This is a genomic window from Tenacibaculum sp. DPLXC6 (assembly GCF_056815515.1).
This window is the reverse complement of the sequence record NZ_CP141806.1, coordinates 176,237-190,227: the sequence shown is the minus strand read 5'-3', so window position 1 is coordinate 190,227 and position 13,991 is coordinate 176,237. Positions and strand designations below refer to the sequence as shown.

Genomic DNA, 13,991 nt, shown 5'->3' with positions numbered 1-13,991 from the left:
TTATTTTATTGAAAATACTTGATGTATTTACTTTTATGACTAATTAAATAAATAGTATCTCCAGTAAAGTTTCTACTTATAAACTCTCCATTATGAGTACTGTATACAGGCAATGTATCTATCCTATAGTTATCTTTTTTTAAGATGATTTCATTCCCTATTAATGTTTCTTCTTTTAGAGTAAAAAAACCTTTCTCATCTGTTTGAGTTAATTTATCATCTTGTAAACTACATATTTTTACACCTTTTATAGGCTTTTTTGTATCTATATCATAGATATATCCGCTATAGTTAGTGTTACAGCTTTGTATTAAAAAGATAAAAGCTAATAATAAATGGTGGATTTTCATTTTACAAATCAACTATTTAAACCTACTCATATCTATAAAAAGAGTATCGTTTCTTCCATTAATAAAACGATAATTCAATTTTTCTCCACGATTTGAGAATATCGTGTGTATGGTATCAATCACCTTATTATTTTCTGTATATACAACTAAATTACCTCCAAAACTATTTAATTCTGGTATCTTAAAGTATCCCTTTTCATCTGTTAAACTAAAAGTTTTAAGGTTGTCGTCTTCTACTACTTTTAAATTTCTTAAAGGCTTTTTCTCTTTACTATAAATATAACCGTGGTAATAGTCTATTTTTTTCTTACAAGAAAGTAAAGACAACAAGAGAATAGATAAAAATAACTTTTTCATTATAATTTCAACCTTCTATGTGAGATATTACTTTCTTCTGTAGAATTACAGTATCTGCTTTTTTATTTAGAAATGTGTACCCTACCACTTCACCACTATGAGTCCAAACTGTTCTTACTATCTTAGTTTTATAACCTTTTTTGGAAAAGGATAATTTAGAGATAAAGTTGATGTCTTTTTTTAATTTGAAATACCCTTTTGAATCAGATAATGTTGAATTATTAAAGTCCAATTCTTTTACCTTTACATTTGGTAAAGGTCTATTATTTTCATCTAAAACAACCCCATGATAAAAAAGTCTTTTTTCTTTACAGGATAGTGATAAAGCTATAAAAAATATGAATAAAAATTTTCTCATTTTAATTTTAATTTAGATAACCATAGTAGCCCCTTTACATCATTTTCGTTAGCCACTCTTCTAATGTAAAAATCTGAAGGTTTTATTCCATTGTAATATTTCATAAGATCTATTTCTTTGTCTCTAGATGGATAACTTTCTCCTTTTGAACTGTGCATAAAATCAAGATGAGTTACTTTGTCTAGTAAAGACTCCTCAATAGGTTTTTTATCTTGAGGTAAATAGTAAGAACTGCCCTTATGCTGCCACGAAAAAGTAGTACCATAAAAAGCTTGTAATATTTCGTGTCCTATTTCATGAGCACAAGTTTCAGAAAACTCAACCTGTTCTTCTTCATCAGTTTGATAAAACCAACCATTAGAATATTTTATATATCCGACATTATATGATATACGTTGTATAATACCTGTATCTGGAATTATGTTTAGAGCATTATCATCAATATTGTTATCATTATAACTTCCTCCAGGATTTCCTGAACGTGACCAAGCATTATTAGTATTATAAATCAAGGGAATATCATTTAAACTTGTATAAGAATTATCTGTATTTATTGCTGTCACAATTATTTCCCAATTTTCATTATTAATTATCGTTCCATGAGTATTTGTATATCTCCTACTCCAATACCTGTTTATTCCCTCTAAAGCCATTTCCTCTAAATCCCTATAAGTTTTTGTTCTTTCCTTTAAGGGTTCTCCATGTTTTTCTACATATTCTTGTGGTATTTTATCCCACGGACATACTTTCATTGGAACTCTAAGTTTTGGATCTGGGTCAATATCCTTTTCATAACACTCTACCCCTCTCGCTCCTCCATCTTTTAAATTAACACGTAATGTAACATCTATTCTTTTAGAGTTTTTATCAATCTTTACATCTACCCATTTAACCTCATCGTAACGCATACTAAAATCTAACTTTTTTCTGCTGTAGTTATTTGAGCTATCTACGCCAATAGTATACAGATTTAAATTTTCGTATTGTGTCAGTTTAGCCGTATCTAAAATTCCTCCGCTATCAAACCCATCCCATTTCCAAATATGTTCTCCTTGTTTTAGTTTGTTGGCATCAGTTATTTTTTCTTCATATATCACCGAGCTTCCATCTCTAATTTGTAGCGTTAGTTCTTTGGCATTATTATCGGCTATTTGGTAAGTAAATTGTACAAAGCCTCTTTCACTATTTCCGCTGTAATCAGCTATTCCTAGGGGGACAAAACTTGGCATATTACGATAATTTTGGGGTTACACTAAAGTTTGTACCGTTACTAGAAACGGCACTACCATTATTAGTTACTTCTTTTTGTACTCCAGAAAGTGTTTTCCTCCAATACGTAGAATATTCTAGCGAAGCGTTAGGCATTTTCACTCCTGCACATATAATAATTAATCGGTCTTTTATCGGTTGATCGTTTGTATTAGAAAATACTGTTTCATATTTCTTTAGGTAACAATCAAAAAAAGTCATTGTTTTAGAGCCTCCTTTTAAATATGGGTAGTATATTTTTAACTCTAGTTGGTCTATAGCATTTTCTTTACAAGCCCATTCTTCAAAATCAGTATTACTACCTGATTCTATTTCTAATTCTAAACCTGCAAAGTTAGCGGAGCTTGTAGGTTGGTCAGAAGCATTAATGTTTCTATTAAAACCAAAGTTATAGGTTAGTACTTCTATCTCTCTGTTGTTAAACAACAGCATAGTTCTATATTTCATAGCTTTATTTTTAGTTATTTTTTTCTTGTTGAAGTAATTCTTAGCAATTTCAACGTATCAAACCTACAATTTTTCCACTTAAAAAACTAGAATATTTTTTATTAAATCCCTTTGTACTAAGTAAATACGGAACGTGTACTTTGTTTGTACTTAATAAGTACTTCTACTAACTTTGTTTAGGGTTAAACACTATGAAAGAATGCTTGGTTGTTAGCGTATGGATTTTGAATAATGAGATAACTACGTCGCTATTGCTACTCGTTATGACGGTTGTTTTTTAGAGCCAAGAGAATAGACCGCTTCGCTGTTAGAGTATAGACTTGTTTATAGCTCTTTGTTCTATATTCTTTTTTATCATCCAGTGTCACTTCGAGTAAAATTATTAAAATGAAATAAAAATAATTTTGTGTCGAGAAGTTTTCTAATCGTTCTCTATAGCTCTGCTGAGCCTAGTCGAAGTACAATTTTCACTTCGTTATCACTCAATAAAAATCACTCGAACTGACAGTGATTACAACAAAAGAATAAGGGTAACACTTTTTAGTGAGATTTAGCTACGCTGAACCTTACGGTTTCTCACTATCGTTCGGAATGACAGTATACTATTGTATAGGTTTACGTCATTGCAAGTGATAACGATAAAAAGGAGTTTTATATTCTTTTTCTTGATAAAAAGAAGCAAAAATCAAGACGTACAATAAAAGAATAAGGGTAACACTTTTTAGTGAGATTCCTCACTACCGTTCGGAATGACAGTGTACTATTGTATAGGTTTACGTCATTGCGAGGAAGGTATGCAAAAACATTTTCTAAATGCTACTTACTTTACAAGTATATTTGCATACAATAAAAATAAAATAGCATACTCTTTATTAAATGACACATCCTTTACGACAACATATTGAAGAAATTATTCCTCTTACTGATGAGGAGTTTGCTTATATCCTAAGTTTTTTTCAGCCTGTTACTAAGCGTAAACATCAATACTTACTGCAAGAAGGCGAAACTGCCAATAAAGAGTATTGGGTGATAAAAGGTTGTGTAAAGAGTTATTTTATTGAAGATAGCGGTAAAGAGCATATTCTTCAATTTGCTATGGAAAATTGGTGGATTACCGATTACGAGTCATTTGTAAAGCAACTACCTTCTAAAACGGCTATTGATTGTATTGAAGATTGTGAATTGTTGTATATCACTTATGAAAACCGTGATAAACTTACTGCTACCATGCACAAAATGGAACGCTTTTGGGCTAAAAAGAGTAAAATGGGCAGAATTGCCCTTCAAAAAAGAATTGTATCGCTCTTACAAAATTCTGCAAAAGAACGATACGACCAACTTTTAGAACAATACCCTACCCTTTTTCAACGTGTTCCTAAAAAAATGATTGCTGCTTATTTAGGGGTTTCTAGAGAAACTCTTAGCAGACTTAACTCTTAATTTTAGTACTTCTTACTGTTTGTATGTGACATACATCACTTTAAAGGTGTGACATAGCTCCTGTGTAGAGTTGTGCATCCACCGCAACTTTGTAGCATAATTTTAAAACATATTATTATGCCTTTTGTAAACATTAAAGTTACCGACGAACAGGTAACTCAAGAACAAAAACGTCAACTTATTGAAGGAACTACACAGCTTTTAGTTGATGTACTTCAGAAAAATCCTGCAACTACCCATATTGTTATTGAAGAAGTTCCTATGGGTAATTGGGGACATGATGGTAAACAATATTTAGGAACTAAAAAATAAGACTTATGAAAAATAAAACTGCAATTATTACAGGAGCTTCAACTGGTATTGGTAAAGAAATTGCTAAACTTTTTATAGAAAAAGGATGCAATGTGGTAATGAATGCTTCTAGCGAAGAAAACTTACAAAAAGCTTATAAGGAGTTCGGAAGTCCTTCAAACGCAGCGCTTCTTGTTGGAGACATTAGTAAACAAGATACAAGTAAGCAATTAGTAGCCTTAGCTTTAGAAAAATTCAACAGTATAGATGTACTGATTAACAACGCTGGAATCTTTGCTCCTAAACCTTTTTTAGAGGTTGAAGAAAGTGATTTAGAGTTGTACTGGAATGTAAATTTAAAAGGAACTTACTTTGCTTCTCAAGCTGTTATTCCAAATATGGTAGCTCAAAAAAACGGAGCGATTATAAATATAGGAACCGTATTGGTAGACCATGCTATTGCTGGTTTTCCTGCTACTGCTCCTTTAATGAGCAAGGGTGCAATTCATGCCTTAACCAGACAGTTAGCTGCTGAATTTGGTAATGATAACATTAAAGTAAATACGATTGCTCCTGGTATTATTAGAAGTCCGTTGCAAAGTAAAATAGGTATTGAAGATGCTGATAGTTTGGCAGGATTACACTTATTAAACCGTATAGGTGAAGTTACTGATATTGCTGAAGCTGCTTATTATTTAGCTTTTTCAAATTTTGTTACAGGAGAAACTATGAATGTGGCTGGTGGACACACTGTTGGTCATGCCATTTAAAACTAAAAAAGATGTATAAAGAGAATATAACAGCAATAGAGCTTTTAGTAACGAACTACTTTGAGGGTATTTTTTATGGAGATACTCAAAAACTTCGAGCATGCTTTCATAACAATACTCCTATTTACGGGGATATTAAAGGTGCTGACTATTTTAAAAGTTCTGAAAATTATATTGAAGGAGTTGCTAACAGACAAAGTCCTAATGATTTGAAGGAATCTTTTAACATGAAAATTATTGGAGTTGATATTATGGGGAAAATTGCCATGGCAAAGTTACATGTACCTATGTTGGGTTATAATTATTACGATTACTTATCTCTAACTAAAATAGAGAATGAATGGAAAATTGTAGCTAAGGTTTTTACACATGTAGAATAACACTATAAACAAAAGCAGTTTGGGTTTTTATCTAAGCTGCTTTGTTTTTATTACTAACAACAAGCCTAATAATTTTTCTCATTTGATAGAGATTCCTCACTATCGTTCGGAATGATGGTAATTGCCTATTTTATAATCCTAACCACTTCGTAAACTCTGCTGTTTTATTTTGACTGGTTTTTAAAACTGTTTTGCTGTTTTTTAGATTAATAGCCACAACATTTTTATTATACCTACTTATCTTTTCTATATAGTTTCTATTGAGTAGTTCGCCTCTATTAATTTTAAAAAACACGTTAGGGTTTATTATTTCTTCTAATGCTTTTAAAGAAGATTGATTTAATACATGTTTTTTATTATTTATATCATATGCTGTTACAATTCCATAATCTGCTTGAAAATACATTACCTCTTCCATCTTTAAGAAGTAGGTGTACTGAGAAGATTTAACAGCAATAAAATCTTGATAGCTTTTAGGTGTTTGAGCTGTTTGATTTGCTAGATAAGCATCTAATTTTTGCAAAACATTATGGTTACTTTCATCCTTCATTGAACTCTTTAAGCTTGAATATTTATTTACTGCTTTTTCAAAACGTTCTAATGAATAAGGTTTTAATAAATACTCTATACCACTAGTTTCAAAAGCATGCATCCAAAACTGATTGTATGCTGTTATAAAAATAATTGGTACTTGAATTTGTAGCTTATTATAAGCATCAAAAACATTACCGTCTCGTAATTCTATATCAGAAAAAATTAAGTCAATATCAGAAGTTGATTCAAAAAACTGAAGCACCTCTTCTACCGTTTCAAACTCATCTACCACAGTGATAGGTTCATGATAACTTTCTATATATTTTTTTAGCTTTTTTCTGGCTGGTAATTCGTCTTCAACAATAAGTGCTTTTATCATTTTTATACAGATTTATGGGATGGTATTAATGGTAAAACGACTTCAAACTCCTTTTCAGTTTCACGTATTTTAATAGTATTTTCAGCAAGTAACTCAAATTGTTTTGATAAGTTAATCAACGCCATTCCATTACCTTTTCTTCTTGTAGCATACAGTACTTTATTATTTGTTACCTTAATTCCTTCATCCTCTGTTACAGTAATATCTACAGGTGATTCGGAGGTTCCTTTATTGTGAGTAATTGCGTTTTCTATAAGAACTTGTAAACAAAACGGGGGTACTACAATGTTTTTTGTGTATAAAGTTGGTGCTATATTTAGTTTATAATAACCTTCATACTTTTCTTCCATTAGCTTAAAATATCCTTCTGTAAAAAACAACTCTTCTTTTAATGTAACCAGTTGTTTATCTGAACTATGTAAACTATATCTATATAATTCTGCAAAACGATTTAAAAATAAAGAAGCTCTTTGAGTATCTTCTTCAATAAGTTGATCTAAAATATTTAGATTATTAAATAAAAAGTGAGGGTTTAATTGTGTTTTTAATTGTGTTATTTCATTTTTAGCTTTACTTATTTCATAGGCAGCTACCTGTTTTTGATAAGCAACATTTTCTTTATAATACAAGTAGGCTAATGAAAATCCTCCAAAAATAATAAAGTCAATTACAGAATTTATATTAACATATATTACATGATAAACAGAACCAAAGTTTCTGGAATAGGTATCAAAAATGAACGCAACAATTAATCCGAAACTATTTCCTATCACTAAATATGTTAACAAGCCTATTCCAAAAAAATGCACATATCTTCTACTTAATGAAGTTTGTTTTTTTGAGTTTTTATTAATACTCTTTTTGATAAAACTAACCCACCAAAAAATAAAAACTGCTTTAAAAAAATACCAAAAGGGAGCATCAGGATAAAAGATAAAATCTTTCCAAGAATCTGAATTCCCAAATTGATTTTTTAAAATAAATATTAAGCAAAAGGTAAAGAGAAAGATTAAAAATGTAGCATTTTCTCTAAAAAAGGATGTGTTTGTTTTCATATCAGTACTCACAAATATATCAAATTTGCGATGAAACTTTTGATTGAATCTCACCGCAAGCTCTAGTATTTCTATTTATCTTCTGGCCAAGTACTTACTGTATTTCCTTTTTCATCATAGGCTTCTAATTTTATTTTATTATCCTCATCTATAATAAACTTAGCTCTTGTTTTTCCGTTAGAGTCGTATAAAAACAATCCGTTTTGTTTTCCTGGTGTTTGCCCTAAAGCTACTCTTGGTACCCCACCTATCATTCCTTTTTGTTGATACTCTTTAAACTTAGCTCTTCTTTCAGCAGGATCATTAATAGCTCTTAATTCTTCACTTATTTTTTGAGTCATTTCTTGGGTTTCGTTATCTCCTCTATCATTAAACACCAACCTACCTGCTTTGTATCTTTTTCCATCTCTCTTTGCATCAGTAGTTATGAGCTGCATTACTTGGTCTCCATCATACTGATCAAACGTTAATGATAATCCCGAACTATGTCCTTTTTCAGTTTTTTTACCATCATAAATAAATCCCCCACACTCTATACCTTCTTCATTATAAAAAAGCATTCCTGCTCTCTTTTTTCTTTCGTGATATACTCTTCCATTAATCTTATCACCTTTACTAGGAAAGTTTGCTGCATTTGTAATTAGCATTTTTACTGTTCCATCATTTTCTATGATATTAATTCTTTTTACATCAATAGTATCAAATTGTGTATTCCCTTTATTCTTAAAGGCTACAGTAGTTAAAACTCCTATTAAAGCTGTTATACTTATTGCAAATGTTCTTAAAAAAATAAGTTCTCTTTTTGTGTTCATCATGGTATGTTTTTATTATTAGATGCCTCAAAAGTATTTTGGACTCATGTTTTTAAAAACATTTTTTTTATAAGCTCAGGAAAATAAATGATAAACTAAGGAATATAAGCAATAAAAAAGCCACCGACTTTTAATCGGTGGCTCACTATGTATTAAGGTTAGTTATTTCTTAGTACATGTTTTGTAATGCTGTAATGTCGTTACCATTAAACTCTCCGTCTTCGTTAGAGCTAAAGCACGCTAACATAACTGAAGTTGAATCGTATCCTGTTGGTGTACCAGATACATGGTTAGCTCCAACACCTGCAGTACCTTCATTGGTATTTTGTCCACAACTTTGACGGCTAAACCAATCTGTATGTCTAAATCCAACTGAGTGTCCAATTTCATGTGTAATTACATGCTCAACAACATTCGTATCGTAGTTGTTCAAACCATATATTTGTACAAACTTGTATGGTAAACCATTGCTTGGGAAACCTGCACTACCACCTGCTCCAGATTGAGTTGGGTTATGGTATACTACCATATCTTTGTTGCTGTAGTTGGTTCCAAAACTTAATGTAAAGCTAATAGATACACCACTTAAACGGTTGTAATTATCTACCGCCCATTGTAATGCTGTTTGCTCTTTACTAGAAAGACCATATCCACCACCACCTGTGTATCCTACGATAGAAATATTTCTACCCTGAGATACCAAATTATTGGTAGAGTATTGACGAGCAGATTGATCTTTAGCTTTAGCCATAGTAAACAACTGATCTTCTGTTATTACTACATCTTCCTCTAAAAATAAACGTACTTCTGAAGTTCCATCAGGAAAGTAAAAATTGTCATAACGAATATGATCTACATTTAGCTCTAATTTGGCTACAGCATCAACTACCTCTTGAGGTATTGGTTTAAGTCCTGGGTTATCGCTAGATTGCTCTATAACTTCAGGGTTTTTAACTTGTTCGTTTTCACTTGAACATGAGGTGAAGAATACACCTGCAGACAAGCCCATAATTAGGGCTAACTTTGTTTTTTTCATAATATGAAGGGTTTTTTAATTCGCTGTAAATCTACACTTTAGATTCATATATTTTAAATAAAACCGAAAAAAACGTTAAAAAAAAGAATATTTAAACAGAAAAATCATAAAATATTAAATATTAAACAATACATAATAATTTCAAACAACTAACAATCAGACTACCAGTTATTTATAAACAAAACTTCCTTTAACCATGATAGTTAAAGGAAGTTTACATAATTATTTATAGTTTTTACTACTTATATAATGGTGCTTTGCCCCATGTGTATATTTTGGAAATTCATATCACTATCTTCTTGGTTATAGATATAGTCCGCTATAAAATCTCCTACTTTACTAGTAGAAAATGGATTCTCTGAATTAATATCTTCTGTAGTAATTCCTAATTCTAATGATTTTTGAACAGCACTCTCTACTGTATCTGCCTCTGTATGCAATTCTAAATGTCTTAACAATAATGCAGATGATAATATAGATGCTAATGGGTTAGCGATGTCTTTTCCTTTTGCTTGTGGAAAAGATCCATGGATTGGTTCAAATAACGTATTTTCTTTTCCTACTGAAGCGGAAGCTAACAAACCTATAGAACCTCCTATAACACTTGCTTCGTCAGAAAGAATGTCTCCAAAAAGGTTTTCGGTTAAAATAACATCAAAATCTTTTGGGTTTAAAATTAACTTCATCGCTGCATTATCAACAAATAAATAGTCTACTTCAACGTCAGGATATTGAGTTGCTAAATCTCCAACAGTTTTACGCCACAGCCTTGAGGTTTCTAATACATTGGCTTTATCTACCAACGTTAGTTTTTTACGTCTTTTTTGAGCTGCTTGAAAAGCTAAATGTGCCATTCGTTCTATTTCTTCTACAGTATAAGAACAACCATCAAAAGCATGCTTTCCATCATCACTCAGTTCTTTAATACCAAAATAGATTCCTCCTGTTAGCTCTCTATAAATAGCAATATCTGTTCCTTCAATTCTATCTTTCTTTAAAGGTGACTTATGAATTAACGTGTCATACGCTTTTACAGGACGTACATTACAAAATAGACCTAACTCTTTTCTTAAACGTAGTAATCCTTGCTCTGGACGTACTTTTGCAGTAGGATCATTATCATATTTTGGATCTCCTATGGCTCCAAATAAAATAGCATCACTCTTTTTACACAACTCAATGGTTTCATCAGGCAATGGATTTCCTGTTTTATCAATAGCACAAGCTCCCATTAATGTTTCTTTAAATAAGAATGTGTGATCAAACACATTACCAACAGCTCTAAGCACTTTTTTTGCTTGCTCTGTTACTTCTGGTCCTATTCCATCTCCTGGTATTACCGCTATATTGTACTTCATCTTTTTACTTTTTATATCATTGTTACTTCAAAAGCTGTTATTGTATCTTTTTTACTGATTAAAAAATCTATATCGTCATAACCATTTATCATACATAGTTTTTTGTACGGGTTTATTTCAAAATCTACATTACCTATGGGGGTTTTTAGTTTTTGATTTTCTAAATCAACTATAATAGTTGTGTCTGGTAATTCAGTTACTTTTTTTAACAGTTTTGCTAAATATTCTTTGGGTACTTGTACTGGTAATATCCCGTTGTTAAGTGCATTTCCTTTAAAAATATCTGCAAAAAAACTACTGATGACTACTTTAAACCCGTAGCCTGCTAATGCCCATGCAGCATGTTCCCTACTTGAGCCACATCCGAAATTATCTCCTGCTATTAAAATGCTTCCTGTATAATTTGTATTGTTTAAAACAAAGTCTTCATTTAAACTACCATTTTTATTGTAGCGCCAATCTCTAAACACATTGTCTCCAAATCCTTCTTTATTGGTTGATTTTAAAAATCGTGCGGGTATAATTTGATCGGTATCTATGTTCTCCGTCGGTAATGGTATGGCCGTATCTATTAGTTTAACAAATTTCTCCATTAGTTTAATTGTTTTGTAAAGTCAGTAATTTTTCCCTCTACTGCTGTTGCAGCAGCCATTAACGGACTTGCTAAAATGGTTCTTGCTCCTTGTCCTTGACGTCCTTCAAAGTTTCTATTTGAAGTTGATACACAGTATTCTCCTTCTGGTATTTTATCGTCATTCATTGCTAAACATGCTGAACAACCTGGTTGTCGTAACTGAAAGCCTGCTGCTTCAAAAACTTCTTGTAAGCCTTCTCGTTTTATTTGTTTTGCTACTTGTTGTGATCCTGGTACTAACCACGCATTTACATTCGCTGCTTTTTGCTTTCCTTTTATATAGTTTGCTGCTACTCTAAAATCTTCTATCCTAGAGTTTGTACAACTTCCTATAAATACATAATTAACAGGTGTATTAATTAATGATGTTCCCTTTTTAAAGTTCATATACTGTAACGACTTTTCAAAGGAAGCATCATTAAATTGGGGAATGTTCTCTGAAATTTTTATCCCCATTCCTGGGTTGGTTCCGTAAGTAAGCATTGGTTCTATGTCTTCTGCCTTAAAAGTGTATTCTTTATCAAATTTTGCACTTTTATCAGTCTTTAATGTGTTCCAATAGGCTACTTTGTTATCAAACTCGTCTCCTTTTGGTGCAAACTCACGTCCTTTTACATATTCAAAAGTGGTTTCATCAGGAGCAATCATACCGCCTCTTGCTCCCATTTCGATACTCATATTACACACGGTCATACGACCTTCCATAGACATTTCTTCAAACACATTTCCTGCATATTCACAAAAATATCCTGTACCTGAATTTGTTCCTAATTGCGCTATAATATATAAGATTACATCTTTGGGTAATACTCCATTTTTAAGTTTACCTTTTACAGTTATACGCATACTCTTAGGCTTTTCTAACAATAAGCATTGACTTGCAAACACCTGTGCTACTTGGCTTGTTCCTATACCAAAGGCAATGGTACCAAAAGCACCGTGTGTTGATGTATGGCTATCTCCACAAACCATGGTCATTCCTGGTTGTGTTATCCCTAATTCGGGAGCCATAACGTGTACAATTCCATTATATCGATGTCCTAAACCATATAGAGTAATATCGTTTTCTTTACAGTTTTGTGTTAACTGCTCTAGTTGTTGCCTTGATAATTCATCTTTTATTGGTAAATGTTGATTTACGGTTGGTGTATTATGATCGGCTGTTGCTACTGTTTTGTCTGGTCGTGCAATTGGAATATTACGCTCTTTTAACTCGTTAAAAGCTTGCGGACTGGTTACTTCATGAATTAAGTGTTTGTCTATGTATAATATTTGTGGTCCGTCTTTTACAGTATCTACTACATGCGCATCCCATACTTTATCAAATAATGTCTTTCCCATTAAGCTATGGCTATTTTTGAAATTTTATTTACTTGTTTCATAATCTGATGAATATCTTCATCGATTACTTCTTTTTGTCTGTCAGCAAACTGTAAGAATGTTTTATAAGCTGTATCTAACTGAATTTTAGTCAGCTCATACCCTATCTTTTTTGCTCGGTATGCTAAGGCTGCTCTTCCGCTTCTTGCGGTTAATACGATAGCACTTTCTGTGACTCCTACATCTGCTGGATTGATAATTTCATACGTTTCACGATTCTTGATAACTCCATCTTGATGAATTCCTGAGCTATGTGCAAAAGCATTTGCTCCTACAATGGCTTTGTTAGGTTGTACAGGCATTCCCATGCGTTCACGAACCATCATGCTTGTATCGTATAGTAATTTGGTGTTAATATCTGTTTGAAGATTTAAATATGGATGCTGTTTTAAAATCATTACTACTTCTTCTAAAGCCGTATTTCCTGCACGCTCTCCTATTCCATTAACCGTACATTCTATCTGACGTGCACCATTGATAGCTCCTGCAATAGAATTTGCTGTGGCTAAGCCTAAATCGTTATGGCAATGGCATGAAATAATTACATTTTCAATACCTTTTACATTGTCTTTTAAATACTTGATTTTCGCTCCATATTCTTCAGGCAAACAATATCCTGTAGTATCAGGAATATTCAATACTGTTGCTCCTGATTTTATAACTTCTTCACAAACTTTGGCTAAAAAAGCGTTGTCGGTTCTACCTGCATCTTCTGCATAAAACTCTACATCGTCTACAAAGTTTTTCGCGTACGAAACAGCTTCTTTTGCTCGCCTAATTACTTCTTCTTTCGAAGCATTGAATTTATACTGAATATGTGAATCACTAGTACCAATACCTGTATGAATTCTAGGTTTATTAGCTAATCTTAAAGCATCTGCTGCTACTTCAATATCTTTTTTAACGGCTCTTGTTAATCCGCATACAGTAGCATTTTTAACTAATTTAGCTATTTCTTGTACCGAAGTAAAGTCTCCTGGGCTTGATACTGGGAAGCCTGCTTCAATTACATCAACTCCTAAAAAATCGAGTCTTTCGGCAATAACTAGCTTTTGTTGGGTATCTAATTTACATCCTGGGACTTGCTCTCCGTCTCGTAATGTGGTATCGAAAATTTGAATTTTATCGCTTTGCATAAATC

Annotated in this window: 17 protein-coding genes; 4 read left to right on the top strand and 13 right to left on the bottom strand. The window is 32.0% G+C overall.

Translation table 11 applies throughout. The features are described from left to right. Nucleotides 1-5: 5 nt before the first annotated feature. The 5 genes from VCM48_RS00905 to tssD are packed head-to-tail and all read right to left on the bottom strand — an operon-like array spanning nt 6 to nt 2,781. On the bottom strand, nt 6-350 hold the full coding sequence (locus VCM48_RS00905; RefSeq protein ID WP_482271260.1) for a hypothetical protein: 345 nt from the start codon (nt 348-350) through the stop codon (nt 6-8). Between the two features lie 12 nt (nt 351-362). Then, on the bottom strand, nt 363-707 hold the full coding sequence (locus VCM48_RS00900) for a hypothetical protein (RefSeq protein WP_482271259.1): 345 nt from the start codon (nt 705-707) through the stop codon (nt 363-365). A 7-nt stretch (nt 708-714) separates the two neighbouring features. Then, nucleotides 715-1,065 (bottom strand): carboxypeptidase-like regulatory domain-containing protein, encoded by a 351-nt coding sequence (locus tag VCM48_RS00895; RefSeq protein ID WP_482271258.1) that lies wholly within the window; start codon nt 1,063-1,065, stop codon nt 715-717. Further along, on the bottom strand, nt 1,062-2,294 hold the full coding sequence (locus VCM48_RS00890; RefSeq protein ID WP_482271257.1) for a hypothetical protein: 1,233 nt from the start codon (nt 2,292-2,294) through the stop codon (nt 1,062-1,064). The genes VCM48_RS00895 and VCM48_RS00890 overlap by 4 nt, the downstream gene beginning before the upstream one ends. Before the next feature lies 1 nt (nt 2,295). Continuing rightward, a complete protein-coding gene (tssD, locus tag VCM48_RS00885) occupies nt 2,296-2,781 on the bottom strand; it encodes a type VI secretion system tube protein TssD (RefSeq protein ID WP_440121903.1) in 486 nt (161 codons plus the stop codon). An 876-nt stretch (nt 2,782-3,657) separates the two neighbouring features. On the opposite strand from tssD, the gene VCM48_RS00880 reads away from it, so the two are divergent. The 4 genes from VCM48_RS00880 (at nt 3,658) to VCM48_RS00865 (ending at nt 5,662) form a co-directional block, all read left to right on the top strand. Continuing rightward, a complete protein-coding gene (locus VCM48_RS00880; protein WP_482271256.1) occupies nt 3,658-4,221 on the top strand; it encodes a Crp/Fnr family transcriptional regulator in 564 nt (187 codons plus the stop codon). 117 nt (nt 4,222-4,338) lie between these two features. Further along, nucleotides 4,339-4,533, top strand: a complete 195-nt coding sequence (locus tag VCM48_RS00875; RefSeq protein ID WP_073183706.1) for a tautomerase family protein — start codon at nt 4,339-4,341, stop codon at nt 4,531-4,533. A 5-nt stretch (nt 4,534-4,538) separates the two neighbouring features. Continuing rightward, nucleotides 4,539-5,282, top strand: a complete 744-nt coding sequence (locus VCM48_RS00870) for an SDR family NAD(P)-dependent oxidoreductase (RefSeq protein WP_482271255.1) — start codon at nt 4,539-4,541, stop codon at nt 5,280-5,282. An 11-nt stretch (nt 5,283-5,293) separates the two neighbouring features. Beyond that, nucleotides 5,294-5,662 carry a nuclear transport factor 2 family protein gene (locus VCM48_RS00865; protein WP_482271254.1) on the top strand — a complete coding sequence of 123 codons (369 nt, stop codon included), beginning with the start codon at nt 5,294-5,296 and terminating at the stop codon, nt 5,660-5,662. A 130-nt stretch (nt 5,663-5,792) separates the two neighbouring features. On the opposite strand, the gene VCM48_RS00860 is transcribed toward VCM48_RS00865, so the two are convergent. From VCM48_RS00860 to VCM48_RS00825, 8 genes are all read right to left on the bottom strand, one after another. After that, on the bottom strand, nt 5,793-6,575 hold the full coding sequence (locus VCM48_RS00860; protein ID WP_482271253.1) for a LytR/AlgR family response regulator transcription factor: 783 nt from the start codon (nt 6,573-6,575) through the stop codon (nt 5,793-5,795). 2 nt (nt 6,576-6,577) lie between these two features. After that, entirely contained in the window at nt 6,578-7,630 is a 1,053-nt protein-coding gene (locus tag VCM48_RS00855; RefSeq protein WP_482271252.1) for a sensor histidine kinase, read from the bottom strand. Nucleotides 7,631-7,701: 71 nt separating this feature from the next. Then, complete coding sequence (locus VCM48_RS00850; RefSeq protein WP_482271251.1) at nt 7,702-8,445, bottom strand: hypothetical protein; 744 nt, start codon at nt 8,443-8,445, stop codon at nt 7,702-7,704. A gap of 166 nt (nt 8,446-8,611) precedes the next feature. After that, on the bottom strand, nt 8,612-9,478 hold the full coding sequence (locus VCM48_RS00845; RefSeq protein WP_274640639.1) for a M57 family metalloprotease: 867 nt from the start codon (nt 9,476-9,478) through the stop codon (nt 8,612-8,614). 242 nt (nt 9,479-9,720) lie between these two features. After that, on the bottom strand, nt 9,721-10,836 hold the full coding sequence (gene leuB, locus VCM48_RS00840) for a 3-isopropylmalate dehydrogenase (RefSeq protein WP_482271250.1): 1,116 nt from the start codon (nt 10,834-10,836) through the stop codon (nt 9,721-9,723). Between the two features lie 11 nt (nt 10,837-10,847). Next, nucleotides 10,848-11,429 carry a 3-isopropylmalate dehydratase small subunit gene (gene leuD, locus VCM48_RS00835; protein ID WP_482271249.1) on the bottom strand — a complete coding sequence of 194 codons (582 nt, stop codon included), beginning with the start codon at nt 11,427-11,429 and terminating at the stop codon, nt 10,848-10,850. After that, nucleotides 11,429-12,811: a 3-isopropylmalate dehydratase large subunit gene (gene leuC / locus VCM48_RS00830; RefSeq protein ID WP_482271248.1), complete on the bottom strand. Its 1,383-nt coding sequence runs from the start codon at nt 12,809-12,811 to the stop codon at nt 11,429-11,431. The genes leuD and leuC overlap by 1 nt, the downstream gene beginning before the upstream one ends. After that, nucleotides 12,811-13,986 carry a 2-isopropylmalate synthase gene (locus VCM48_RS00825; protein ID WP_482271247.1) on the bottom strand — a complete coding sequence of 392 codons (1,176 nt, stop codon included), beginning with the start codon at nt 13,984-13,986 and terminating at the stop codon, nt 12,811-12,813. Before VCM48_RS00825 ends, leuC begins: the two co-directional genes overlap by 1 nt. Nucleotides 13,987-13,991: the final 5 nt, after the last annotated feature.